The sequence below is a fragment of the Delftia sp. S65 genome, from assembly GCF_016516495.1.
GTDB classification, from domain to species: Bacteria; Pseudomonadota; Gammaproteobacteria; order Burkholderiales; family Burkholderiaceae_C; genus Comamonas; species Comamonas acidovorans.
Genome location: NZ_JACVUR010000002.1, coordinates 288,504 through 313,604 on the forward strand (window position 1 = coordinate 288,504; position 25,101 = coordinate 313,604).

General features: G+C 60.4%; 25 protein-coding genes. 10 read left to right on the plus strand and 15 right to left on the minus strand.

Annotated elements, in window-relative coordinates; translation table 11 throughout:
- Positions 1–103 precede the first annotated feature (103 nt).
- The 6 genes from IAE24_RS03240 to IAE24_RS03265 form a co-directional block, all read right to left on the minus strand.
- A complete protein-coding gene (locus IAE24_RS03240; RefSeq protein WP_199958623.1) occupies positions 104–1,927 on the minus strand; it encodes a TniQ family protein in 1,824 nt (607 codons plus the stop codon).
- Positions 1,924–2,889 carry a TniB family NTP-binding protein gene (locus tag IAE24_RS03245; RefSeq protein WP_199958620.1) on the minus strand — a complete coding sequence of 322 codons (966 nt, stop codon included), beginning with the start codon at positions 2,887–2,889 and terminating at the stop codon, positions 1,924–1,926. Before IAE24_RS03245 ends, IAE24_RS03240 begins: the two co-directional genes overlap by 4 nt.
- Entirely contained in the window at positions 2,886–4,952 is a 2,067-nt protein-coding gene (locus tag IAE24_RS03250; RefSeq protein ID WP_199958618.1) for a Mu transposase C-terminal domain-containing protein, read from the minus strand. Before IAE24_RS03250 ends, IAE24_RS03245 begins: the two co-directional genes overlap by 4 nt.
- A complete protein-coding gene (locus IAE24_RS03255) occupies positions 4,915–5,637 on the minus strand; it encodes a TnsA endonuclease N-terminal domain-containing protein (RefSeq protein ID WP_199958616.1) in 723 nt (240 codons plus the stop codon). Before IAE24_RS03255 ends, IAE24_RS03250 begins: the two co-directional genes overlap by 38 nt.
- Before the next feature lie 241 nt (positions 5,638–5,878).
- Positions 5,879–6,310, minus strand: coding sequence for a helix-turn-helix domain-containing protein (locus tag IAE24_RS03260; RefSeq protein WP_199958614.1), 432 nt, complete (start codon positions 6,308–6,310; stop codon positions 5,879–5,881).
- A gap of 289 nt (positions 6,311–6,599) precedes the next feature.
- Positions 6,600–6,929, minus strand: coding sequence for a hypothetical protein (locus tag IAE24_RS03265; protein WP_199958612.1), 330 nt, complete (start codon positions 6,927–6,929; stop codon positions 6,600–6,602).
- Between the two features lie 41 nt (positions 6,930–6,970).
- Between IAE24_RS03265 and IAE24_RS03270 the strand changes: the two genes are divergently transcribed.
- Genes IAE24_RS03270 through IAE24_RS03280 form a run of 3 tightly spaced genes read left to right on the plus strand, consistent with a single transcriptional unit; the run spans position 6,971 to position 9,257 of the window.
- The gene (locus tag IAE24_RS03270; protein WP_199958610.1) at positions 6,971–7,288 is read left to right on the plus strand and encodes a DUF4031 domain-containing protein; all 318 of its coding nucleotides are present in this window, start codon (positions 6,971–6,973) and stop codon (positions 7,286–7,288) included.
- Positions 7,285–8,589 (plus strand): nucleoside triphosphate pyrophosphohydrolase family protein, encoded by a 1,305-nt coding sequence (locus IAE24_RS03275; RefSeq protein WP_233626073.1) that lies wholly within the window; start codon positions 7,285–7,287, stop codon positions 8,587–8,589. The genes IAE24_RS03270 and IAE24_RS03275 overlap by 4 nt, the downstream gene beginning before the upstream one ends.
- A complete protein-coding gene (locus IAE24_RS03280) occupies positions 8,586–9,257 on the plus strand; it encodes a uracil-DNA glycosylase (RefSeq protein WP_199958607.1) in 672 nt (223 codons plus the stop codon). The genes IAE24_RS03275 and IAE24_RS03280 overlap by 4 nt, the downstream gene beginning before the upstream one ends.
- A 20-nt stretch (positions 9,258–9,277) precedes the next feature.
- On the opposite strand, the gene IAE24_RS03285 is transcribed toward IAE24_RS03280, so the two are convergent.
- The 8 genes from IAE24_RS03285 to dnaA all read right to left on the minus strand — a co-directional run bounded on the left by IAE24_RS03285 (position 9,278) and on the right by dnaA (position 18,172).
- Positions 9,278–9,997, minus strand: a complete 720-nt coding sequence (locus tag IAE24_RS03285) for a hypothetical protein (protein WP_199958606.1) — start codon at positions 9,995–9,997, stop codon at positions 9,278–9,280.
- A 104-nt stretch (positions 9,998–10,101) separates the two neighbouring features.
- Positions 10,102–10,737: a C1 family peptidase gene (locus IAE24_RS03290; protein WP_199958604.1), complete on the minus strand. Its 636-nt coding sequence runs from the start codon at positions 10,735–10,737 to the stop codon at positions 10,102–10,104.
- Positions 10,737–11,840 carry an ImmA/IrrE family metallo-endopeptidase gene (locus IAE24_RS03295; protein WP_199958602.1) on the minus strand — a complete coding sequence of 368 codons (1,104 nt, stop codon included), beginning with the start codon at positions 11,838–11,840 and terminating at the stop codon, positions 10,737–10,739. The genes IAE24_RS03290 and IAE24_RS03295 overlap by 1 nt, the downstream gene beginning before the upstream one ends.
- Positions 11,837–12,205, minus strand: a complete 369-nt coding sequence (locus IAE24_RS03300) for a helix-turn-helix domain-containing protein (RefSeq protein WP_199958599.1) — start codon at positions 12,203–12,205, stop codon at positions 11,837–11,839. Before IAE24_RS03300 ends, IAE24_RS03295 begins: the two co-directional genes overlap by 4 nt.
- The gene (locus IAE24_RS03305; RefSeq protein ID WP_199958595.1) at positions 12,202–12,483 is read right to left on the minus strand and encodes a hypothetical protein; all 282 of its coding nucleotides are present in this window, start codon (positions 12,481–12,483) and stop codon (positions 12,202–12,204) included. Before IAE24_RS03305 ends, IAE24_RS03300 begins: the two co-directional genes overlap by 4 nt.
- Positions 12,484–12,743: 260 nt before the next feature.
- On the minus strand, positions 12,744–15,323 hold the full coding sequence (gyrB, locus tag IAE24_RS03310; protein WP_012201943.1) for a DNA topoisomerase (ATP-hydrolyzing) subunit B: 2,580 nt from the start codon (positions 15,321–15,323) through the stop codon (positions 12,744–12,746).
- Positions 15,324–15,525: 202 nt separating this feature from the next.
- The gene (gene dnaN, locus IAE24_RS03315) at positions 15,526–16,644 is read right to left on the minus strand and encodes a DNA polymerase III subunit beta (protein ID WP_199958593.1); all 1,119 of its coding nucleotides are present in this window, start codon (positions 16,642–16,644) and stop codon (positions 15,526–15,528) included.
- A 121-nt stretch (positions 16,645–16,765) separates the two neighbouring features.
- Positions 16,766–18,172, minus strand: a complete 1,407-nt coding sequence (gene dnaA, locus IAE24_RS03320; RefSeq protein WP_012201941.1) for a chromosomal replication initiator protein DnaA — start codon at positions 18,170–18,172, stop codon at positions 16,766–16,768.
- 414 nt (positions 18,173–18,586) lie between these two features.
- Here dnaA and rpmH point away from each other — a divergent pair, with 414 nt between their 5' ends.
- From rpmH to IAE24_RS03355, 7 genes are all read left to right on the plus strand, one after another.
- Positions 18,587–18,721 carry a 50S ribosomal protein L34 gene (gene rpmH / locus IAE24_RS03325; RefSeq protein WP_012207856.1) on the plus strand — a complete coding sequence of 45 codons (135 nt, stop codon included), beginning with the start codon at positions 18,587–18,589 and terminating at the stop codon, positions 18,719–18,721.
- Positions 18,722–18,779: 58 nt separating this feature from the next.
- Complete coding sequence (locus tag IAE24_RS03330; RefSeq protein WP_199958591.1) at positions 18,780–19,289, plus strand: ribonuclease P protein component; 510 nt, start codon at positions 18,780–18,782, stop codon at positions 19,287–19,289.
- Positions 19,286–19,576: a membrane protein insertion efficiency factor YidD gene (yidD, locus tag IAE24_RS03335; protein ID WP_012207854.1), complete on the plus strand. Its 291-nt coding sequence runs from the start codon at positions 19,286–19,288 to the stop codon at positions 19,574–19,576. The genes IAE24_RS03330 and yidD overlap by 4 nt, the downstream gene beginning before the upstream one ends.
- Positions 19,573–21,285, plus strand: coding sequence for a membrane protein insertase YidC (gene yidC, locus IAE24_RS03340; protein ID WP_013804811.1), 1,713 nt, complete (start codon positions 19,573–19,575; stop codon positions 21,283–21,285). Before yidD ends, yidC begins: the two co-directional genes overlap by 4 nt.
- Before the next feature lie 98 nt (positions 21,286–21,383).
- Positions 21,384–22,805 (plus strand): tRNA uridine-5-carboxymethylaminomethyl(34) synthesis GTPase MnmE, encoded by a 1,422-nt coding sequence (gene mnmE, locus IAE24_RS03345; RefSeq protein ID WP_199958589.1) that lies wholly within the window; start codon positions 21,384–21,386, stop codon positions 22,803–22,805.
- A gap of 219 nt (positions 22,806–23,024) precedes the next feature.
- Entirely contained in the window at positions 23,025–23,504 is a 480-nt protein-coding gene (locus IAE24_RS03350) for a Crp/Fnr family transcriptional regulator (protein WP_012207851.1), read from the plus strand.
- A gap of 176 nt (positions 23,505–23,680) precedes the next feature.
- Positions 23,681–24,433, plus strand: a complete 753-nt coding sequence (locus IAE24_RS03355) for a hypothetical protein (RefSeq protein WP_013804808.1) — start codon at positions 23,681–23,683, stop codon at positions 24,431–24,433.
- A gap of 17 nt (positions 24,434–24,450) precedes the next feature.
- Here the strand turns inward: IAE24_RS03355 and IAE24_RS03360 are convergent, their stop codons facing one another.
- Entirely contained in the window at positions 24,451–25,008 is a 558-nt protein-coding gene (locus tag IAE24_RS03360) for an adenine phosphoribosyltransferase (RefSeq protein ID WP_199958588.1), read from the minus strand.
- Positions 25,009–25,101 lie beyond the last annotated feature (93 nt).

A 25,101-nucleotide genomic window follows, 5' to 3' on the forward strand; every position in this document is an offset into this window, starting at 1 on the left:
AACCTCCTGGTCCAATCGTCCTATTGTCCACAGGCCGGCAAAGCCCCTACCTCGAAGAGATGCGCTGAGAGCCACCGAACGGCACTATTCAATTCTGTCCCATTCAGTCCTCTACCGCCGCCGGGAGATTCAACCCTGCAAGGTCTTGCCTCCGGAAAAAATACTGCCGGCCGCCATCAATACGTGGCCCCGTCACAGGCTTGGCAGGTAGCATGGTGAGCAGGGCTGTCGCTGTGGTTCCTGCGGCCTTGGCGAGCGTGCTGAGTGAAACATAGTCGCGTTGAAAGGCTTTTAGGCTGTCATGCTGGATGCGCTTGAGCATCGAGCGTCCCCCGGAGACAAGATCAGCCACCAGCAGGTGCTTGCCGATGAGCTCGTACACCACCTGCTCCTTGACTTCAAGAAGCTTGGACGCCTGGGTCGGCGTTAGCCATGGGATCGTGCGGCGGCGGTGATCTTCAAGCCACGAGCGGGTGCGGTTGCCGTCAAGCACCATTGCCGAAATGACTGTGTTCTCGGTCATTCTCAGTGGCAGCTCACCACTCCAGAGCGCATCGAATAGGGCGCGCAGCTCCTGCGGCGCCAGCTGCCAGAACTGCAGCACCTCCCCGAGAGTCACGCAGGACCCCAGGGCTTCACCAGTGCTGAGCATGCGAAGGCGCGCGATGAAGTCTTGCAGCGCTGCTTTGTGGAAGTGCCAATGTGATCTCCGGCTCCAGTCAGGCCGGCAATCGGCCTGCAGGATGCCCAGCGCAACGAACTGGCGCAAGCGGGAGCGCTTCAAACCCAGTAACTGCGCCGTGCTCTTGAGATCCCGGTAGGCCGCCCGATCAGGCAGCAGCTCAGCAACTTGGGAGGCATTGACGGTAATCGTTTCGCGCCCCTGACCCGAGAGCGACCGGAATCGGATTCCCGGTAGGTAGTCGTTGTGCACCAGGCGTTTGAGCAGGCTACGGCCCATACCCGCTTCGCGGGCGAGTTTGGCGAGCCCCTTGCGGGGATGGTTTTGTAAGGTTTCGGGCCTGAAAGCTCGGTGCCGCCCACAAAGCTCTCCGCGCCAGTGTTCGAGCAGAAAGGTTTCAAATCCGTCGCGCAGGAACTGAAAAGCAGGCTCGGGCAACCGTTGATAGATCACCGTATACAAGGGCGTGAATACACGTCGGATGCTGCCATCCCACGGCGCGGCATCAACGAACTTTTGAAGGCAGCGCCAATACGCGTCTGGCCAATCCTGCAGCAAGGCCAACGTGCCTTGCACGATACCTCTTGCAACGTCCAGATCTTCCAGTGCGGCGATTTGTCCAGGGTGCTCCAGCGTCGGACCTTGAATCAGCCGGCCTGCATAGCGGAGCAACTTGGACCACTCGGCCGTGTTCATCCGCAGGGCAAGGTCTCCAGACACCAAATTGCCCGCTCCATGGAGCGAATCATCAATGGCGCGCATGAGTGCCCGTTCGGCGCTACCGACCTGGTGCGCCGAAGCGCGGTAGTGGAGGCCGCAGCCGCAGGCACCCGTGAGCGCGGTGTTCAAGCGTACGGGCTCATGGCATCGACGGCAGTGCTGAACTAGGGTGATGCCATGCACGGGGCACGCCGTCACTACCTTCAGGCGCCATAGCGGCCGAATCCACGGAGATTCGGCAACGCAGCTTGGGCAGACGCGCATGCGACGATGCGTAAAGCTGGTGGCGGGGAGGCCGAAGGATCGGACTGGAATGCCGATTTTCGGAATCGCGGGAGATCCAAAAGCCACCAGCGATTGACCACCCAGTAGGCCGGCAAGTCCTGCCAGGTGGTCATCTCCGCACTGGCGGATCAAGCGGGTCAGTTCGGAGGCGGTGCAGTCATTGGCATGGGCCAGCCGCTCGATATAGCTGTCCAGGGGCTCGCCAGCGATTGGAGCAGGTCGAAGGGGCAGGGCTTTCATTGCTTGCCCCTTCTCGCCGGCTGGGTGCCGACATCTCCCATCTGGAACGGTTCGCCTTGGCGATCAAGGTTTCGCCACTGAAAACCATGGTCAAACGGGTTCAACGGCCCGATGCCGGCGGGCCAGATGGAGGCCGTAAAAGCCTGGGCCAGTTCGGTGGCCGTGATGCAGTCGCTGCCGTTGTCGATCGCGCAACCATAGGCATGAACCAGTAGCTGCTTGACATAGGCGATACGCCCTTGCGTGGCGAAATGCAGCCGCAGTCCCAACTCCCGCCAGCCTTGAGGACTGGGACTCAGAGGAAGCGGCAGCGCCTCTGCCAACGAGGCGAGCAAGGCAATGCTGTCGGCTTCGTCGGGCTGCTGGTTGCCAGACTCCATCGAGAGCGAGAGGCAGTGAGAAAACCGTCGCCGCAGCTGCTCGTTGACCTGGAGCAAGCGTTGGGTGCGTGGTAGTCCCAGTAACGTCACCGGCAGGGACAGCGCATCGATGAATGCTTTGAGCCAGTCGCCCACGAAGTACTGGCTTTGCGATTTGCCGCGGTCCTGGATGTGCTGGGCCTCGTCGAAGACCAGCATTTCCACGGCGCAGCCTTTGGCCAGCTTGACGGCCCGGGCCGTCTTGACGGAAATCGTGCCACGGTCGGGCTGCAGGTCGCCCAACTGCGTCAGTATGGCTTCGACCGTGCCGGCAATGGTGGCTGCCGCGGGAACGCTGGCGTAGATCACCGGAACCACGTCGCGCTCGAGCAGAGCTTGCCTGGGATAGCGCTCGATGAACAACCGGGCCAGTGTGGTCTTGCCGGTACCGCTTTCGCCCAGCACCAGAAGATTCTGGGCGATGCCGGTTTTCCGATACAGACGCAAATTGGCATCCATGCGCTCAAAGGCCGTTTGGAATGCCGGAAACATCAAGCAAGTACTTTGTAGCTGCTTGACGGTGTCGTAGAACACCTCTGTCATGGACGGCCTCCGTTATTTTGCAGGTCCTGGACAGACCGCAGCAAGGGATACCGCTGAGGGGTGAAGTCCCCTCGCGGGTCCGTAGCGCGCGACGTCGGGATGGGGGTGGACTGCGGGGTCGATGTAGACGCCATGGGGCGAGGTGCCGGGGCTCGTGGCGGCCGCAATGAGCCAGGCGTATCCGTTGGCTTATCCTGCCGGCTGCTGTCTCCCTGGAGCTTGGCAGCCCGCTTGCGGTCACCGAGTTTGCGGCTGGCCATTTGCTCGCGCATCATGTCGATGAGGGTCAGCCGGGCCTCCTGCCTGGCCTGGACGTTGGTTTGTGCCGCGCCGCGTTCTTGCACCATCTTGCGTATGAGCTGGTTCTGCAATTGGGTGAGGCCATGGGCGTATTCCCAATCCAGTGCCTTGACCGTGATCGGGTCGGCCTGGTCCGGCCCCCAGACATGGATCTCGCCCAAATCATCGGGATCAAAGACGATACGCACTTCGACGCCAGGACCATGGGAGCGCAACAGTGGGAGCAATTCCGGGCCGCTGTACCGGATGCCATCAAGGAGGATGCCCTCCCTGCTGAGCTTGCGCTGGCTCACCTGTCCAATGCGCTGTGCCAGTGTGTGGCGGCTGCGGGGCAAGGTCGGCTCATAGTTCTGCAAGCCCTGGTGCCAGCGCGCCCATGGGGTCTCCTGGGTGGTGCGATGCACGGTTTGGGCGTAGTCGTCGAGCAGCCACTTTTCGAACATCTGCGTGAAGTCACCCAGCGTGAGCACCGCATGCTTGAGCGGGTCATAGTCCCCTCGATGGTGCCATCGAGAAAAACTGGTGCCAGGCAAGGTATGCAGGAAACGGCGCGAGATGCTGCCAAAAAAGCGCTCCACAGATCCTTTAAACCAGGGCTGGTATTTGGGGCAGAACAGCACTGCCATCCCCAGGTCCATGCCTATGCTCTGGAGCGCGTGGGCATGGAACTCCAGACCGTTATCTACGACGAGAACCTGCGGTAGCCCATGGCATGTCCACGCATGGGTAGGTACAAGTGATGCCTTTGCTGAAGTGCCGTCATGCTGCGTTGCCGCTGGCTTGGGAAGAATGGCATGCCGCAGCGCGCCAACCACGGCCGCAATGGATGGTGCCTGGTAGCTCACGTAGTAGCCCAAGGGCATCTTGCTGTAGTGGTCGATGCAAACCGTCAGCGTGGGGCGCCCCAATGGCAATTGGGTGCGCTCGTCGATCAGAAAGAGATCCAGGACCGTGTGATCGCACTCGACCCGTTCCAGAATGCGCTTGGAGACGACGGGGCCCTTCAGTACGCGAAATTTGCGCTCGGCTTCCGCTGAGCCATTGCGCAAGCTGAAAGCCTCGTAGGCCTCGACCCGCTGAAGCAGCCGGTACAACGTGCGCATAGAGGGCATGATCAGGAGCCCTGGCCCGTTGTGGCGGGAGATGTTTTCCTGATCGACCTTGCCCTGCAGGATGGATTGGATCACCGCCATGGTCGCGCGGCGCGAGAGCTTGTAGGCTTCGGTGACGGCTTCCTCTGCCAGTGCCAGGAGGCGGTCGGACTGGCGCGGATGGCGGCTTCCGCGGCGGTCATGGCGGGGGATCAAGGCCCGGAAATCGTTGTCGCGCTGGTAGCTCCTGATCCAGCGCCAGAAGGTAGGCGCCGATGGCGGCTGGGGATCGCCTATTTTCCTGGCAATCTCCTGCAATCGCGGCGCGAGGTACGCCTTGGTGAACAGGGGCGAGCCGTCGGCCAGTATCCCCTGCACATAGGCTTGGCGGCGCCGCAACTCCTGCTGCACCTTGGGCGTGAGATCGCTCAACGGGCGTGTGTACACATTGCCAGCAATGATGGGCTCGGAGGTGTTGGATGTCGCGGTGCTCATCGCAGACAGGCTTCCATCGGTATACGCCGTCAGCAACTCAGTGCGCGTCGATGAAACGAGTTGTCCCGAGTTCAGGCGCTCCAGCCAGACGTCGCCATTGGGATGAAGACGCTCGATGCGGTGCTGCGCACCTTGCCATTCAAAAACCGTGTGCTTGCGAAAGGCAAAACCATTCATGGCTTTTCTCCTCAATCAGGTGAAGTTCGGTGGAGGGGCCGAACGGAGTGCTCAGGTCGCACCAGAGGTAACCCATGAGCAGCAGATTGGCCGGGCGTAGGCGCATGGCGGCAACGGCTTGCTGGGCCTCTAGGTACGCCATGGGGAAGCGATGTTCGAGCTGGCGAAATGCGACAGTGACTGCCGTTGAGGTCGGCATCAGGTGGTCGGCTTGTTGCAGGATCTGCCTCAGATTGGTGAGGCGTGGCTCTTGTCGGATGACGGCGCTATCGAGCACCACAAAGGGCTGTCCGGTACGCTCGAGGTGCGCCGCGATGCAAGAGAGCTTGTGCTGTACCTCGGGGTTCTGCAGGCTGCGTACCGGCTTGATCTCGACAAGGAGAGCTTTTCCGGTATCAAGCACCACCTCGAAATCCGGGGTGTAGCGTCGCAAACGAGGGCCGTCCGGGTACTGCAGCGTCATGGGCTGCTCGCGGTACTGAGCGACCCGGTGATGGGCCTCAAAGAGCGTGATGGCATCGCGCTCCAATAGGCCCTCGTGGTGCACAAGGCGGCCGTTCTTTCTGCTGGGAACAAAGCCGCGCAGGATGCCGCCCGTGGGCCGTACGACTTCACGCGCGCGCTGATGGACCTGGCCAGCCGCGTTGCGGCCTTGCCAATGGCCGCGCCAAAAATGCGTGGACATAGGTTCTCCCTTCCGCCCGGTTTTGTTGTGCTCGGGCTGGAAACACGTCAAAGAGTCCCGCGTTTTTGGGCAAAAAGATGCCCGCACCGGGTCATGAACCGGTGTCACACGGGGATGGAGATTGGGGGGTGCCTTGACGCTGGGAGGGCAGCTGGGGATACTTGCGGTGCAAAACGACGTATCGAAAGATGCTTCACCCAGCGGGACGGTCCGAAAGGCTGTCCCGTTTTTTATTGCGCGATCACATGGTGGCCTCCTGTTTGGCATGAGGACGCTGGCGGGCGCCGCATGCATCTGCGGTGCAGGCAACCGCTTGCCCTTCTATAGGTAGGCTGAGCACGTCACGGATGACGCGTATCTGCGTGGGCGATAGCTTGTGCAGCCGCTCCCGCAACTCCTTGAGTAGCCAGTAGGCATCTTCCGGGATGTCGCTGTTCACGACCACTTTGCGCCGAGATGCATCGGCGGCCTCATGGAGGTGCTGGCGTTCTGCTTCGCTCAGCGACAGGGCGCGGACCAGTCTGTCTATGAATTCCGGCGTTGGAGGCCCCTTCAGACCCACCTCGACAGCTGAGATGTAGGTCTTGTCGTAGCCCATTTTTTCGGCAAGCGCGTTCTGCCTCAGATCGTGTCTTTGGCGTAATTCATGCAGCAGGCGAGAGAAGGGACTCACGATGACTCAGATGGGGCACTGGATTGGCTGTGAGCGTAATCGAGCGGTCAAGAAAAGTCAAAATAATCAATAAAAACAAGCACTTAGTGATATATTTCTATCGCACTGATTCGCGTTTTCCAGCGAGATGGCTTCGTACCGCCCTAGCTTTTTGAGGCATTTCTGCTGTGCAACATCCGCCGTGGGATTCTGGGCTAGCAGCGCTCCCGACCCGATGGGACTTTCTACAACTCACACATTTTTCTCAAAATGCTAGGTTGTGCGCATAGGGAAATAATTACCAACTGTGTCACATAAGCTGCTCTAGTGCGTCGATGAACGCCTTAGCAGCATCGGCGTGACGCTTAGAACGCTCAACGATCGCCTCAAACCGTTCAATAAGACTAGGTGTTGTCGGTGGTCGCTCAGCCTCCTCAAGTTCTTGCAAAATTAGAAGAAATTTTTGCAAATTTCCTCCTTCCCTTTTCATGTGGCCGTTCTCGAGACGTGACAACTGGCCTACGTTTACCGCGGTGAGTGCAGAGATTTCTGTCAGAGTTCTTCTGAGGGACTTCCGCCGGTTGCGAAGCTCTAAACCAAGAACCTTTGGATCAATAATGGGCTTGCGTTTTTGATTCATTTTGCATAAAATTATGCAATTAAATTTGCATGAGGGCAAGTATGGCCGTCTATGTTGATGACGAGCTGATCCCTTGGCGTGGGAAGCTCTGGTGCCACCTGGTAGCTGACAACCTCCCTGAGTTGCATGCGTTCGCGCGCCAACTGGGGTTGCGGCAGGCCTGGTTTCAGGCAAGCGCTGCTTATCCGCACTACGACGTGACGGTACGCGTACGCGACCGCGCTCTAAGCATGGGGGCAAGCATGGGGGATCGTCAGACCATCATTGCATGCGCAAGAGTCTTAAAGCATGAATTGCAATCGGAAAACGATCTATGGCACAGTCTTGATGCAGAAGATTGTATGAGGACGACAATATGAAAAATGCTGGAAGCGTGAGTAATGGCAAGTCCCCTATGTCACTTCAAGAGTATCAGGAGCGAGCTGATGCTGCGAATCAATTTAAGGGTAAGCCTGAAGCGCTCAGTCAACTAAGATTTGGCCTATTCGGAGAAGTTGGTGGTTTGCTTGCAGCGGTGAAAAAATCTTATCGTGACATTGGAGCTGCTCAGCAAGCAATCGTTCGAGAGGAGTTAGGAGATTGCTTTTGGTATTTGACGGCTGTCTCCGTTGAGTACGGACACTCGCTTTCCAGCGTCGGAATGGCAGGGTTTAATGAATTGCAACGCCGTTTTTCCATCTCTAGTTCGCAGCCTGTTGAGCAAATTACTTTCTTGCGATTTGATGGCGTTTACGCGATGTGCCACGAGCAGCTTCCATCGCTTGATCGTACTCAACAGCTATCGGATTTTGGGATCCATGCCGGTCAGCTGATGAGCATTACAAGTTCTCCTCAACTCTCGAACTCATCCTCTTTGGAGTTGCTTGCCAAGCTGTTGGCAGACCTAGTAACTGTAGGATGGATGTTCGAACTAAAATTTGCTGATATAGCTACTACCAATCTTGAGAAATTTGAATCACGCTGGCCTAAGGCGGGAACGCAATATATCCCCCCATTTGACGAGAAATCACCATCGCACGAAAAATTCGAGCGCAGGTTCGAGGTTTCCTTTATCGAACGTTTTTACAATGAAGGGCAAGATAATGAGCGCCCTTATGTCATCCAGCAAATCCGAAATGTCAACATCGGTGACCGCTTAACCGATAACCGAACAGAGTTGGACGGCTACCGATTTCACGATGTATTTCATCTCGCTTACGTAGCGCATTTAGGTTGGTCGCCAGTGATTCGATCTCTATTGAAAATCAAGCGGAAAAGCGATCCGAAGCTTGATGAGAATGAGGATGGAGCTCGGGCTGCTATTATAGAAGAAGGTATTGCAACCTGGATTTTTAATCACGCTGATCGTCACGACTTCTACGAAAACACAGAAATAGGTAAGCTAGAGTACGGACTATTAAAGCAAGTGCAGGATATGGTCGAAGGCTATGAAGTAGCGGTTTGTCCTCTCTGGCAGTGGGAACGGGCCATCCTCGATGGTTTCAAGGTGTTCCGCCAACTGCGTGACAGTGGTAGTGGTGTCGTCACTGTCGATATGGAAATGCACTCGGTAACCTTTGCTCCTTTAGATCTGCCACCTGAGTCCGCTCCGCAAACAAAGTCGCGACGCTCGCGGGAGATCGGCGTCACTTTGCCTCTCAAACCTGAATTTAAAGTATGACTCCACGCACATTTGTCGCTGCTCTTGCGAGCATCCAACTGCACGGCGTCTTCAATCCTTATAGTGATCACTGTGAAGTGCATGATCTAGCCAATGCACCCGCGATGCGACGAAAGAATCTACGAGACTACCTTGCTGCTGTCGAGAGTCTTGGCACAGACACGATATGGATGGGACGCGATTTGGGTTATCGTGGAGGGCGGCGCACAGGTCTAGCGTTAACAGATGAGGCACGCTTGCCCCTGATTGCAGCACATTACCCAGGCACGTCACCATGTAAAGCAACTAAGGGGCCGTCGATCGCCGAACGCACTGCGACAGAAATTTGGACAGTTTTGGCGCGCCTAGAGCAACCACCTCTTCTTTGGAATGTTTTCCCGCTCCATCCCCATGATCCCGATGACCCAATGACCAATCGGCGGTTTGCTGCTCGTGAGTTATCTGAGGTCACTGAACTCAACAATGCGCTCATTAACTGGTTGGGAATTCGTCGCATCGTTTGTATTGGACAAGATGCCGTAACTTATGCTTCAACCTTCGGTATTGAGGTAGAGTGCGTCCGTCATCCAAGCTATGGGGGGGTCACAGAGTTCCGGCAGGGCATGCATCGCATATATGGCGATGCAATGAAGCCAAATCAGATAGGGTCGCAGGCTGATTTGTTCTGAATAGGGTTTTGCTGAGTTATTTAAACGCCAAGAATGGAGTCTGTCTTTGAAACTCCACCCCATTCACTGACGTCGAGTTCAGCGTGAGTCGAGAGACAACTGAGCATGCCCACCTCGAGGTGGCTCTCTCTCGCCACGAAAGAAAGTAATTGAGCAAGGCCTAGAAGATTACCAAGCGCTCGTGCGCAATAGTGATGTGATCTATAAATTGCTGTTAGATCAACCGCATAGCCATTTTCGTGTGGAACGCGTTTAAAGCTTAGGTGCGAGAGGCATGGAAGGCCAAGCCATCTTTTCATGTCAAGCGCTGGGTTGTAGGTGGGTATTTCGCCTCCAACCTCTAGCTGGGGCTGCAAATCCTCTTGAGGATCTGCAACACTCAATTCATACGTTGAGACATACTGCGCCTTTACACCATCTTTTCTCTGTGGCTGCCCTTCGTTGGCTAGCTTGTTTACAAGGTACTCTAATGGATTAATTGTTGTGCCTGGTTCCTTCCCTGGTCGAGAAATCATCCGATGGGCATAGGTGCCCCATGTGTTTGCAGCCTTGCCGCGCTGCAGCATTTCCGCGTATTTTTCGTAGTAGCCGGGTCTTCCATATTTTTTGTACATGGCTATTGGAAATATCGTTCCAGCGACTGTTTTCAACGTAAGTGCAGACGTCGCTAGTGCCTGATCGACTTGGCCCATCACTGCGAGGTCCTCAGCAGTCAATTCCAGGGGATTCGAGATCTCCAAAAGAAGATTTTTCCCCTGTCTGGGTCGCTGTGTATTGAGGTACCGTGCTGCCGCCAACCAAGTTGGAACAATGCGATCTTGGGAATCAAAGAGTGTAGCCATATTTATATTAAAAAGCCGTCTACGAGAATAATATCCAGCAGCGCAGTTGGCATCCAGGCATGCCCGCTATGGCCCCAAGATGGACCCCATGAGTTGCGCAATAACACATGATTATCTCCGGATCCCGAATCAATACCGAGTCCCACACCAATCAGTGCATGATACTGATCTGGAATGACGAGAGGGTCGAATTCAATGATTCCATCCTTTGGTGCCAAGAGTGACTGACATACTTGAACAACCAAGCCAACGGGTTTATTATTGCTCAGTTGTCTTACAATCTCAGCGCTAGTCAGATCTGCCTGACGTGCAGTTGGTGAGTTGAACAGCTCGAAGTCGCCACTGGGAACAACTAGTGGCGTATCGTGACCGTATGGTTGATACGGATAGTGTATCTCGATTGGCTGGCCTGGGGTTCGAAGCGCACCGAGGACATGTTCAATTTGGAAGCCGCGGCCCGGTTGCCAATTCCCTGCTAGCTTCGCAGCGTAGTGGCACAGAAATTCTGTGCTTAAATGTCCAACACCTTTTGAATCTGCATTCAAGTCGGAGCCGGCGAAAATTAGACAGGTAGGCCTTTGGCCCTGGTCTCGAGCTTCACCCATTCGTGCTGAAAAATCGATTTGTGCGGTAATCATTAGACGTGTCGCATCCCTGCCAATCGCCGATCACGCTCAGGTTGCGAAAAACCATCCTCAACCCGTTCGAACTCCGCGAACAGGCTAAGTTGGCCAGTTGGCATTCGCCCCGGCTGCCATGGCGCACGTTCGCTAAGCGAAATCTTTCTCCTACGTGAATTTAACCTTAAAACGAGGTCTCCATCAGCAGCATAATTTTCGACCTCACCGTTTTCTATAGCCCAAGGAGCTGCAATATCGGAAGGCGTGGTCAGCTCATAGCGGAGCGTCGATCCATTACCTCCAACAAAAACATCTGAGCCGCGAGGCGCTGGCATAAGGCGGGCATCTCGCACAAATGGTTTTAGCAGAAAGCCTTCGCTCTGTGCCTCGTCGACCGACCAGATATGCCCTGAGCTAGCATGATTAGGTAAGTCAAAGACTATCTGGTCACTCATGCCTGGTTCTAATATGCGGTCACGGTCAGTTTCTGTCAGCATCCACACGTCACTGCGTGGATTGCTGAGGGTGGTGCCGCCAAGGAGTTCGCGCTTGAGTGAGCTCGGCTGAACATCGACGATTCCAAGAGCATCATTAAGCGAGAGGTGACCCAGACGATTGAGCGACCACACCATTGCTTTGTAGCTCATACCCAACCGCAACGACATCTGATAGACGATCGATGGGCGTCGGATACTGTCGCGGCCCCAGCTTTGACGGCGCATTGTTTGGGAAACCAGCCAGGATGGTGCTAGTAGAGCGTATGCAAATTGATTCGCGGTGCGCTCAATTAGGGCGGCCTGCTTAGAAACATCGACGGTTATGTCTGAGGTGCTCTCGTGACCAAGCGCGAAATGGCCGAGCTCATGAGCACAGGTCATGTGTACAAGGCCGCGCGGTCGATCCCAGTTAACGATGATTCCTGGGTTCCCGTCTTCGAGTAAAAATCCGCCGAGCAGCCGTTCGAATTTTCGATACATTACGATGACTTCTGAGGCAGACGCGATCAGCTCGGCATCTATCCGGGTGTAACCCGTATCAATGCGCTTCCTGACTTCAAATTCCTCAAGAACTTCGGTTGCTCTACGTGCGGCGGCCATTAGGGCTTCGTCATCGGCCTTCATACAGCGCGCCTTTTAGATTTCGGTGAATACTTCAGGAATGAAGCAAAGCGGGCAAGTTCATCTAAGTCGCTTTCAGACAGCCCTTGGGTCGCGCGTGCGAGGAAGGCGATGCGCGTGTTGTCTGCCGGAGCGTTCCCCGTTAAAAAATAGTCCACTGTTCTACCGTACAAATCGCTCAGTTTGCTTAGTTCAAACGCGTCAACTTTTCTTGCACCTGCTTCAATGTTGCCTACGGCTGGCCGGGATATTGATAGAGCGAAGGCTACTTCTTCCTGCGAAAGACCGACATACTCTCGCGCAGCCCTAAGACGTTGACCTAGCTGCAATCGGTCTAGCTCATCCACATCGGCCGTAGTCTTTTTCATAACTTCGCCTTCTTCGTTACATGGGCTAGTACAGCAGCACTGAGCTTGTTGACAAATTCATCCTTTGTGTTGTACCCGCCGGGTTGGATGATGGAATTGGGCAGCTGAACCCCAGTGATCTTATCCAAGACAACCAGTACTTCAACCGCAATCATAGACTCGACCGGGCCGATGAGATCATCGACGGTAGCTGCGGCCCCTTCTTCTGGTGGAATGGCGCGTTCATCCCAGAATGCCACCAATGCTGCTTTGATCTTGGCTGCTAGTTCATTAATCATTGTAGACCTCGTCATAAAAATCAACATTAAACGTACGAAAATCGTACATCAAGACTGATGTCCAAGCAAGCGATAGCGGTGGAGGGGTGTGGTGGTGACTATCAGTGCATCGACCGGCTACAGCAGTTCATGGCGCTTAGGTTGCACATATACGAAAAAAAAGTGAGCCCGGATTGCTCCGGGCTCACTTTTTGAAAAACTGTGTCAGAGATTTTTCACCAACTTGGCACAGTTTTCACTTTCTCTGTCACCCGACAGTATCACACGTCGATATTCCCGGCCCGCAGCGCATTCGTCTCGATGAATTCCCGGCGTGGCTCCACTTCATCGCCCATGAGCATGGTGAACACGCGGTCGGCCTCGATGGCGTCGCCGATCTGCACCTGCAGCAGGCTGCGCACGGTGGGGTCCATGGTGGTTTCCCACAGCTGCTCGGGGTTCATTTCGCCCAAGCCCTTGTAGCGCTGGCGGGCCGTGGTGCGTTCGGCTTCGTGCAGCAGCCATTGCATGGCCTGGCGGAAGTCGCCGGCCTTGTCGCTCTTGGCCTTTTCGCCCTCGCCACGCGTGACCTTGGCGCCTTCGCCCAGCAGGCCGTTGAAGTTCTGGGCTTCGTCGGCCAGCGCGGCGTAGTCGTGGCTGCGCACGAACTCCTGGGTGAGGATGGAGCTCTTGATGTTGCCGTGGTGGTGGCGGCTGATGCGCAGCACGGGCTTTTCGGAGACCGGGTCGATTTCGGCCGTGACCTCGGCGGGCACGCCCGTGGTGGTCAACTCGCGCAGCTTGGCCTCCAGGATGGGGGCGCAGGCCTGGGCCGCCTCGATGCTGTCCAGCGTGATCTGCACGCCGTCGGCGATGGCGCGCAGGGCCTCGGCATCCATGAAGTTGGACAGGCGGTCGATGACGGTCTCGGCAGCCAGGTGCATGTTGGCCAGCTTGGCCAGTTCCTCGCCGTCCAGCGTGCGCGGGTTGGCACCGCCGGTGCTGACGCTGGCGTTCATCAGCGCGATGCGCAGCAGGTACTGGTTGAGCGCGGGGCCGTCCTTGATGTACAGCTCTTCCTTGCCGTTCTTGACCTTGTACAGCGGCGGCTGGGCGATGTAGATGTGGCCGCGCTCGACCAGGTCCGGCATCTGGCGGTAGAAGAAGGTCAGCAGCAGGGTGCGGATGTGGGCGCCGTCCACGTCCGCGTCGGTCATGATGATGATGCGGTGGTAGCGCAGCTTGTTGGGGTCGAAGTCGTCGCTGCCGCTCTTGCCCGATTCGGCCGTGGCCTTGCCGATGCCGGTGCCCAGGGCCGTGATCAGGGTGACGATTTCGTTGCTGGTCAGCAGCTTTTCGTAGCGGGCCTTTTCCACGTTCAGGATCTTGCCGCGCAGCGGCAGGATGGCCTGGAACTTGCGGTCGCGACCTTGCTTGGCGGAGCCGCCGGCGGAGTCACCCTCGACGATGTAGATCTCGCACAGCGCCGGGTCCTTTTCCTGGCAGTCGGCCAGCTTGCCGGGCAGGCCCATGCCGTCGAGCACGCCCTTGCGGCGCGTCATCTCGCGGGCCTTGCGCGCGGCTTCGCGGGCACGCGCGGCATCGACGATCTTGCTGCACAGGATCTTGGCGTCGTTGGGCTTTTCCTCCAGGTAGTCGGTCAGCGCCTTGGCGACGATGTCCTCCACGGGCGCGCGTACTTCGCTGGAGACCAGCTTGTCCTTGGTCTGGCTGCTGAACTTGGGCTCGGGCACCTTCACGGACAGCACGCAGCACAGGCCTTCGCGCATGTCGTCGCCGCTGACCTCGACCTTGGCCTTCTTGGCCAGTTCGTTCTGCTCGATGTACTTGCCGATCACGCGCGTCATGGCGGCGCGCAGGCCCGTCAGGTGGGTGCCGCCGTCGCGTTGCGGGATGTTGTTGGTGAAGCACAGCACCTGTTCGGCATAGCTGTCGTTCCACTGCATGGCGACTTCGACGCCGATCTCGGTGCCGGGGATGCCGCCGTAGCTTTCCGCAGGACGCGTGCCGTTGGCGTGGAAGGCCGTGGGATGCAGCACCTTCTTGTTGGCGTTGATGAACTGCACGAAGCCCATGACGCCGCCGGCGCCGGAGAAGTCGTCTTCGCGGCCGTCGCGCTCGTCCTTGAGGCGGATGCGCACGCCGTTGTTCAGGAACGAGAGTTCGCGCAGGCGCTTGGCCAGGATCTCGTAGCGGAACTCATGGTTCTGCGTGAAGATTTCCGTGTCGGGAAGGAAGTGGACCTTGGTGCCGCGCTTGTCGCTCTTGCCGACCACGCGCATGGGCGAGACCTCGACGCCGTCCACGATCTCGATCGGGCGGTTCTGCACGTGGCCGCGCGAGAAGTCGATTTCGTAGACCTCGCCGTCGCGGCGCACGTTGAGCTTGAGCCAGATGGACAGCGCGTTCACGCAGGACACGCCCACGCCGTGCAGGCCGCCCGAGACCTTGTAGCTGTTCTGGTTGAACTTGCCGCCCGCGTGCAGTTCGGTGAGGGCGATCTCGGCCGCCGAGCGCTTGGGCTCGTGCTTGTCGTCCATCTTCACGCGCGTGGGGATGCCGCGGCCGTTGTCGATGACGGACAGGGAGCCATCGGCATGGATGGTGACCAGGATGTCGTCGCAGTAGCCGGCCAGGGCTTCGTCGATGGAGTTGTCCACCACTTCGAAGACCAGGTGGTGCAGGCCCGTGCCATCGGAGGTATCGCCGATGTACATGCCGGGGCGCTTGCGCACGGCCTCCAGGCCTTCGAGGATCTGGATCGCACCTTCGCCATAGCCGCTGGAGTCTGAGCCTTCGGGGGCAATGGTCTGGTTTTCTGGCTTGTTCTCGTCGGTCATGGAAGGCCCTGGGGTAGTTCCGTCGGAAGCTGTCGCTTCGCTTGAAAATGTTCGATTCGGCCGCTGGCGCGGTGCGTAGGGACGCGCGCTGCGGGCTACGAGTCGGGTAGGGTGGTTGCGCTCCGTGCACCGGCTTGTGCCACCGGGCGGCGGGTGCAGGGGCTGCGCAATGTGTCAGGCATCGGTGTCGTGTGGCGCGCGGTCAGATGCGCATGGGCATCACGACGTACTTGAAGCTGTCGTTCTCGGGGATGGTCAGCAGGGCCGAGCTGTTGCCGTCCTGCAGGTCGATCCTGATCATGTCCTGGCTCATGTTGGACAGGGCGTCGATCAGGTAGGTGACGTTGAAGCCGATCTCGATGGTGTCGCCACCGTAGTCGATGTCCAGCTCGTCCGTGGCCTCTTCCTGCTCGGCGTTGTTGGACGCCACGCGCAAGGTGCCGGGCTCCACCGTCAGGCGCACGCCCTTGAACTTGTCGCTGGTCATGATGGCCGTGCGCTGCAGGCTGGCCAGCAGCGGGGCGCGGCCCAGGGTCACGCTGTTGGTGTGGTTGCGCGGGATGACACGGTTGTAGTCGGGGAACTTGCCCTCGACCAGCTTGGTCACGAACTCCATGCCGCCAAAGGTGAACTTGGCCTGGTTGTTGGCGAACTGCATCTCGATGTGGGGCTGGTTCTCGCCGCCGGCATCCGACAGCAGGCGCTGCAGTTCCAGCACGGTCTTGCGCGGCAGGATCACTTCCTGCTTCGGCACTTCCACGTCCAGCTGGCTGCTTGCAAACGCCAGGCGGTGGCCGTCGGTGGCCACCAGGGACAGCTGCTTGCCCTCGGCCACGAACAGGATGCCGTTGAGATAGTAGCGGATGTCCTGCACGGCCATGGCGAAGGAGACCTGGCCCAGCAGGTCCTTGAGCACCTTCTGCGGCACGCTGAAGGAAGGGCCGAAGGCCGCAGCCTCCTGCACCAGCGGGAAGTCCTCGGCCGGCAGGGTCTGCAGCGTGAAGCGGCTCTTGCCGCCCTTGAGCACCATCTTGGCCTGCTGGGTCTCCAGGCTCACGGTCTGGTCGCCGGGCATGGTCTTGAGGATGTCGATCAGCTTGCGCGCGCCCACGGTGGTGGTGAAGTCGCCGGTGTCGCCGCCGAGCTCGGCGGTGGTGCGGATCTGGATTTCCAGGTCGCTGGTGGTCAGCTGCAATGCGTTGCCGGTCTTCTTGATCAGCACGTTGGCCAGGATGGGCAACGTGTGGCGGCGTTCGACGATGCCGGACACCGATTGCAGGACCGCGAGAACTTTGTCTTGTGTGGCTTTCAGGACGATCATGTCAACCTCTGATTTAAGGATGCGGGTCTCGGTAGGAGCGGCGGCTCACAAATGAGCCCCCTCTTGCCGCTCGAATCCCCCATTTTGCCGCGTACATACGACCAGAACGGGGGAGTTTTCATCAACCTTTGAGAGTTTGCTCCAGCACGTGCAGCTGCTGGTTCAGCTCGGTCAGTTGCTGGCGTTCGCCGGCGATCTTGCGCACCGCGTGCAGCACGGTGGTGTGGTCGCGCCCGCCGAACAGCTCGCCGATCTCGGGCAGGCTCTTCTGGGTCAATTCCTTGGCCAGGTACATGGCAATCTGGCGCGGCCGGGCGATGCTGGCCGGGCGCTTCTTGCTGTACATGTCGGCCACCTTGATCTTGTAGTAGTCGGCCACCGTCTTCTGGATGTTCTCCACACTGATCTGGCGGTTCTGGATGGACAGCAGATCACGCAGGGCCTCGCGGGCCAGCTGGATGGAGACTTCCTTTTGGTTGAAGCGCGAATAGGCCAGGATCTTGCGCAGCGCGCCTTCGAGCTCGCGCACGTTGGAGCGCACGTTCTTGGCCACGAAGAAGGCGACTTCCTCGGGCATCTCGGCGTTCTCGGCGCGGGCCTTGTTGATCAGGATGGCCACGCGCATCTCCAGCTCGGGCGGCTCGATGGCCACCGTCAGCCCGGAGTCGAAGCGCGATACCAGCCGCTCGTGGATGTTCGCCAGACCCTTGGGATAGGTGTCCGAGGTCATCACGATGTGGCTCTTCTTGGCCAGCAGCGCCTCGAAGGCGTTGAAGAACTCCTCCTGCGTGCGGTCCTTGTTGGCGAAGAACTGCACGTCGTCGATCAGCAGCAGATCCAGCGAGTGGTAACGCTCCTTGAATTCGTCAAAGGTGCGGCGCTGGTAGGCCTTGACCACATCCGAGACGAACTGCTCGGCGTGGATGTAGAGAACTTTCGCGTCGGGCTTGTCGGCCAGCAGCTTGTTGCCCACGGCATGCACCAGGTGGGTCTTGCCCAGGCCCACGCCGCCGTAGATGAACAGCGGGTTGTACAGGTGTCCGGGCGAGCCCGCCACATGCATGGCGGCCGAGCGTGCCATGCGGTTGGCCGTACCTTCCACCAGGGTCTCGAAGGTCAGCGCGGCGTTCAGGCGCGTGCGAAAGACGGGCGCTGCCGCGTCTTCGCTGGTGACCGTGGGCACCGAGGTGACAATGGTTTCCGGCGGGGCCGAGCGCTCGCTGGAGGAGGGGCGGACGTAAGTCCGCACAACGCTTTCCCGCTGAGCAAGTGCCAACTCAAGCGTCACCGGCTGGCCATAGAGCGACTCCAGCATGGCCGAGATGCGGCCTGCATATTGGGCGCGGATCCAGTCGAGCTTGAAGCGGTTGGCCACGTAGACGGTGACTTTGGAGAAGTCTTCGGCGACGTGCGCGGTCAGGGGCTTGATCCAGGTGTTGAACTGCTGTTCGGGCATTTCCTGCCCCAGTTGCTCAACGCAGACTTGCCACAGGCCCTGGCCTGCATCGTTCGTAGGTTCCTCTGTCATTGTCGAAGTCTAGTTGTGGATAGGAGGAACTGTTGCGAGGCTGCCATTGTAGCTTTTGCGGAAGTTATCCACAAAATATCAGGAGCTTGTCCTCCGCCTTGTCGCAAAATGGGCAGGCATCCTTCGGGTTCGAAGGGCATTGCATCAAGTGGACAACGCTGTGATAATCGCGGGTTTCCCTGAATGTGTTCAGGGTGATATGTCCCGCCCGTCTGCATCGGGTCTGCATGCTGCCGCTGGCGGCCTTGGGCGAAACCTCTCGGGGTTGCTCCTTGGGCTGCACATGGCAAGTGCATCGTGCAGATTTTTGGCAGGTGGCCTGGCGGTTTGCCTTTGTGGCGGCTGCTGACTGCACTGCGTGTAGCGTGCCGGATACGGGACCGGTGCAAAACTGAACCTTCTCTAGGAACCAACATGAAACGTACTTACCAACCCTCCAAGACCCGTCGCGCCCGCACCCACGGCTTTCTGGTCCGCATGAAGACCAAGGGCGGCCGCGCCGTGATCAACGCTCGCCGCGCCAAGGGCCGCAAGCGTCTGGCCGTCTAAGGCCAGCCATTGCTGGGCGGTTTGCTCGCTGCACTGAACCCCTGAACGGGGTGCTGGCATGCAACGGCTGAAAACACGTCCGCAGTTTCAGGCCGCCATGGCTGCCGGTACGGTATCGCGTACCGCGCATTTCGCCCTGCACCGTCTCGTTCTGACGGAGCAGGGCGGCGCCATGGCGCCACCGACAGGGCCCGGGTCGCAAGACCCGCAGGCCCTGTTCGGCGTTGGCGCCGTGCGCCAGGATGCCTGGCTGGGCGCCATGGTGCCCAAGCGCTGGGCGCGCCGCTCGGTGACGCGACACACCATCAAGCGGCAGATCTATGCCGTGGGCAGCGAGCATGAGACCCTGATGCTCCAAGGCGCCCATGTAGTGCGGCTGCGCTCGGGCTTTGACCGGCGCCAGTTCGTGAGCGCCACTTCTGATGTGCTCCGGCAGGCCGTGCGCGCCGAGCTGCAGCAGTTGTTCGCCTGTGCGGCGAAACGCCTGTCGCAGCCTGCGCCCGAGCTGCCGCAGCCTGCACAGGAACGCGCCGCAGCCGCTGGCGAGAGCATCGGGGTTGCGCCATGATGCAGCGGCTGCTGATGGCGCTGGTGCGCGGCTATCGGCTGATGCTCAGTCCCTGGCTGGGCTCGGCCTGTCGCTTCACGCCCACCTGCTCGGCCTATTCCCTTGAAGCGTTGGAGCAACACGGCGCTGCGGTAGGCTCCTACCTGACGCTGCGCCGCCTGGCGCGCTGTCATCCGTGGTGTGACGGGGGGCATGACCCTGTGCCAGAGCAAAAGCCCAGGCTGTTCACCAGCCTGACGGCTGCGCCCGAAAACACCCAACCTTCCTCACCTAAGAAGTCTTCATGAACGATATTCGCCGCACCATCCTGTGGGTGATATTTGGCTTTTCGCTGGTCTTGCTATGGGACAAATGGCAAGTGCACAGCGGCAAGAAGGCCACTTTCTTCCCCGCGCCTGCCGTTGCCACGGCCCCGGCACCTGAAACGGGCAAGGCGCCCGGCGATGCCAGCGTGCCCTCGGCGGCTGCTGCGGCAACGGCCGGTGCCGGCGAAGTGCCTGGCGGCGCTGCCGCCGCGCCCGAGGCAGCCCCGCGCCAGAACGTCACCATCAGCACCGACGTGCTGCGCCTGACTTTCGACAGCCAGGGCGGCACGCTGCGCCATGCCGAGCTGCTCAAGTACGCGGATTCCGTGCACAAGGACAAGCCCGTGGTGCTGTTCGACGAGAGCGTGCACCGCGTGTACCTGGGCCAGTCGGGCCTGATCGGCGGCGGTTTCCCCACGCACAAGACGACCATGACCGCGCTGCCCGGCGCGCGCGAGCTCAAGGACGGCGAGGACCAGATGGAACTGCGCTTCGAGTCGCCCGACATGGGTGGCGTGAAGCTGGTCAAGATCTGGACGCTCAAGCGCGGCGCCTATGACATCGGCGTGCGCCATGAAGTGGTGAACACCGGCACGGCGGCCGTGAGCCCGCAGCTGTACCTGCAACTGGTGCGCGACGGCAACAAGCCCGAAGGCGAACAGTCCACCATGTACTCCACCTTCACGGGCCCGGCCGTCTACACCGACGAGAAGAAGTACCAGAAGGTCGAGTTCAAGGACATCGAGAGCGGCAAGGCCAGCGTCGAGAAGTCGTCCACGGGCGGCTACGTGGCCATGGTCCAGCATTACTTCGCCAGCGCCTGGCTGCTGGCCGAAGGCATCCAGCGCGACAACTTCCTGCGCAAGGTGGACAACAACCTCTACGCCGTCGGCATGATCACGCCGGTGGGCACCATCGAGCCTGGCCAGAGCAAGAGCGTGGAAGCGCGCCTGTTCGCCGGTCCCCAGATCGAAAAGCGCCTGGAATCGCTGGCGCCCGGGCTGGAGCTGGTCAAGGACTATGGCTGGCTGACCATCCTGGCCAAGCCGCTGTACTGGTTGCTGGACAAGCTGCACGGCTTCCTGGGCAACTGGGGCTGGTCCATCGTGGCCCTGGTGCTGCTGCTGAAGATCGCCTTCTACTGGCTCAATGCCAAGGCCTACTCCTCGATGGCCAAGATGAAGGCCATCAACCCGCGCATCATGGAAATGCGTGAGCGCCTCAAGGACAAGCCCCAGCAGATGCAGCAGGAGATGATGCGCATCTACCGCGAGGAAAAGGTCAACCCCATGGGCGGCTGCCTGCCCATCATCATCCAGATCCCGGTATTCATCGCGCTGTACTGGGTGCTGCTGTCCAGCGTGGAAATCCGCAACGCGCCCTGGATCGGCTGGATCACCGACCTGTCGGCCAAGGATCCTCTGTTCATCCTGCCCGTGCTGATGACCCTGTCCTCGCTGCTGCAGACCGCGCTGAACCCCGCTCCGCCGGATCCGATGCAGGCCAAGATGATGTGGATCATGCCCCTGGTCTTCAGCGTGATGTTCTTCTTCTTCCCGGCCGGCCTGGTGCTGTATTGGCTGACGAACAACATTCTGTCCATTGCCCAGCAGTGGATCATCAACACCCGCATGGGCGTGCCGCCGCAGTTCAACCTGCCCAAATTCGGCAAGTCCACGCCGGCCAAGTAAGCCTGCGAAGGCCCTTGCTCCAAAGCCCGCTTCGGCGGGCTTTTTCATGGGCGGCCTATCATCGGCGGCCTGAAATCCCTCCCAAGAAAGCTCCATCCATGCTGCCCCGCCACAACGACCCCATCGCCGCCATCGCCACCGCCCCGGGGCGGGGTGCCGTGGGCATCGTGCGTGTGTCCGGCAAGGGCGTGGCGCCGCTGGTGCGGGCGCTGTGCGGGCGCGACCTCAAGCCGCGCGAGGCCACCTATCTGCCGTTTCGCGATGCCCAGGGCGGCCCCATCGACCACGGCCTGGCCCTGTTCTTCCCGGCGCCGCACAGCTATACCGGCGAGGATGTGCTGGAGTTGCAGGCCCACGGCGGCCCCGTCGTTCTGCAACTGCTGCTGGCGCGCTGCCTGGAGGCTGCGCAAGCCTCGGCAGAAGACCATCGCAGCGTGCTGCCGGGCCTGCGCCTGGCCCAGCCCGGTGAATTCACTGAGCGTGCCTTTCTCAACGACAAGATCGACCTGGCCCAGGCCGAGGCCATTGCCGACCTGATCGATGCCAGCACCGAGGCCGCCGCGCGCAGTGCGAGCCGTTCGCTGTCGGGCGCTTTTTCCGAGGAAATCCATGGCCTGCGCGACGCGCTGGTGCACCTGCGCATGCTGGTCGAGGCCACGCTGGACTTTCCCGAGGAAGAGATCGACTTCCTGCAAAAGGCCGATGCCAGCGGCCAGCTCGCGCGGCTGCGTGGCAAGCTGGACCAGGTGCTGTCGCGCGCCCACCAGGGTGCGCTGTTGCGCGAAGGCATCAAGGTCGTGATCGCGGGCCAGCCCAACGCGGGCAAGAGCTCGCTGCTCAACGCGCTGGCCGGTGCGGAGCTGGCCATCGTCACCCCGATTGCCGGCACCACGCGCGACAAGGTGCAGCAGACCATCCAGATCGAGGGCGTGCCCCTGCATGTGATCGACACGGCAGGCCTGCGCGAGAGCAGCGACGAGGTCGAGCGCATCGGCATCGCACGCGCCTGGGACGAGATCGCCGCGGCCGATGCCGTGCTCTTCCTGCACGACCTCACACGCATGGGCGAGCACGACTACCTGGCGGCCGATGCCGCCATTGCCGAAACCCTGGCCCAGAAGCTGCCGCGCCAGGTGCCCGTCATCGACGTCTGGAACAAGACTGATCGCGCGGAACCCGCCCAGATGCAGGCGCATGGCGGCCGTGAAGGCAGCGTGGCACTGTCGGCACGCACGGGCGACGGCCTGGATGCCCTGCGCCGGCGCCTGCTGGACGTGGCCGGCTGGCAGTCGGCCCCAGAAGGCCTGTACCTGGCGCGTGCGCGCCATGTGGAGGCGCTGCAGGCCGTGGCCGCCCACCTGCAGGAGGCCGAGCTCCAGCTGGCGGCCCAGGCCGCCCACCTGGACTTGCTGGCCGAGGAACTGCGCCTGGCCCAGGTCTCGCTGAACTCCATCACCGGGGAATTCAGCTCCGACGATCTGCTGGGCGTGATCTTTTCCAGCTTCTGCATCGGCAAGTGACCGGGCTGCCGGATGGCCCCGACCCATTCGCACAGCCGGCAGAGTTGCTGCAATACTTATCTTTTGCTACAAAATTTGCCGACGAAAACCCGCTTGCCGGCATTGGCGTGCCCGCTGCCGTCGCTTAGCATGCGGCGTGCCGCAGCGGCCCTCGTCGCTGCCTGCCGCCGGGCGCAGCCCTGGCGCGGGTGCGCGGCCCCAATTCGAACCGGATCCGCCATGTCTTCTTCCTCCCACAATGATTTGCGGCCACTGGCCCAGGCCATGTCGTCGGCCGTGGCTGTCGATGGTGTGCAGAACGCGCTGACCTTGGAGCAATGGGATCTGCTGGCGCCCTACCTGGTGCCGGTCACGCTGGCGGCGGGCGAGCTGCTGTTTGCCGAAGGTTCGCTGGACCGCAATCTGTACTTCGTGGAGTCCGGCAGCCTCAGCGTGCACTACCAGGATGCGAAGGAGCGCATCCGCCTGGCCATCGTCGGCCCGGGTTCCATCCTGGGCGAGGGCGCCTTCTTCGCCCACCGTGCGCGCCATGCCACCGTGCAGGCGGCTGCGCCGGGACGGCTTTGGTGCCTGACGGCCATGCGCTTCGCCGAACTCAGCAATCGCCAGCCCGGTGTGGCGCTGGCCCTGGTCATGGCGGCCGGCCAGGTGCTTGCCCGCCGTGCGGTGGACAGCCGCCGCCGGGTGGCCAGTACCTGAAAGGCTCCCGGGCAGCACCTGGGGCGGGGCGTTCTGCGGGCGCGGGGCGGTGACAGGCCGGCCTTTGCGCTGCGACAAATTGATACAGCGGTTTTGCTGCGCCCGTGCTCGAAATGTCGCAAAGTTGCAGGCACAATGCCGCGAGTTTGTGACTATTCGTGACAATGAGAGCCCCCATGTCTGTGTTCAACTGGTTTTCCCGCAAGCCTGTGCCGGAGCAGGGCCGTGGTTCGCCCGGAGACGATGGCCAGGCTAATGCCGTGGCGCGTCGTGATGCAGGGCCCGGCGGGCGCCGCAGCGAGCGTTCCGAGCGCCGTGAGCAGCTCTACGGTGTGGTGCGCGATGTCATGGTGCGTGCCGGGGTGTTGTCCGCCAGCTACAAGTTCAAGGTGCTCTCGCTGGACAACGTGGGTCAGCGCTTCGTGGTGATGATGGACCTGGCGCGGGCCTATGCCAGCGAAACCGCGCGGCTCAGCGAGATCGAGGCCATGCTGGCCCAGGCGGCCAAAGCCCGCATGGGCGCGGTCGTGACGGCCGTGTACTGGCGGGTCAGCGACCAGAACGCTGCAGCCCAGGCCCAAGCCCAGGTGCATTCCGCGGCGACGCGCGCACCGCGTCCTGCCCCGCCCATGGCCGTCCCGTTGGCGGCCTCGATGGAGGCGGCAGCGCCCCAGCGCCGCAGGCAGGACATGGCGCCCTTCGAACCCATAGATGATCAGGAAATGGCGGCCTTCAAGCTCGCCGTGGCAGCCATGCCCGCAGCCGGGCGGGGAGCGGGTTCTGCAGGCTCTGCTGCAGCGGCTCCCGCTGGTGTGCGCCGCTCGGGCCCCTTGCTCGGGCCGGGCGCAGGCGATCGCGGTGCGGACTTTCCCCACAGCACGCTGGACCACCTGGACCTGGGCGTCACCCAGTACGGCGAACTGCGCTGACCGGGCTGCGGCCTGGCTCAGTGGCCGGCGAAATCCACCAGCGTGAACAGCGGCAGTCCACCATCGCGCAGCAAGGTGGAGCCGCCCAGCTCGGGCAGGTCCACGATGGCCGCGCCCTCGATCACGGTGGCGCCGAGTTTTTCCAGCAGCCGCTTGCCGGCCATCATGGTGCCGCCGGTGGCGATCAGGTCGTCGATCAGCAACACGCGGTCGCCCGCCTTGACGGCGTCGGTGTGCAGCTCCACGGTGGCACTGCCGTATTCGAGTTCATAGGTTTCCTCCACCGTGGTGAAGGGCAGCTTGCCCTTTTTGCGGATGGGTACAAATCCCACGCCCAATTCGTGGGCCACCACGGCGCCCAGGATGAAGCCGCGCGCATCGAGCCCGGCCACCACATCGGGGCGCATGCCACGCTGCATGTAGCGGTGCACAAAGGCGTCGGTCATCACGCGAAAGACCTGCGGGTCCTGCAGCAGCGGCGTGATGTCGCGGAACTGCACGCCGGGCGCCGGCCAGTCGGGAACGGTGCGTATGTGCGTGCGCAGGTAGTCGTTGACGCTGGGGGTGGTATGCATGGCGCTGGATCGGGGGGCTGGAGAAGACGGGCCAGTGTACCCAGGCGCCCGATGGCGACCGCCGCCGCCGGATGGCCAGACCGCCTAAAATCA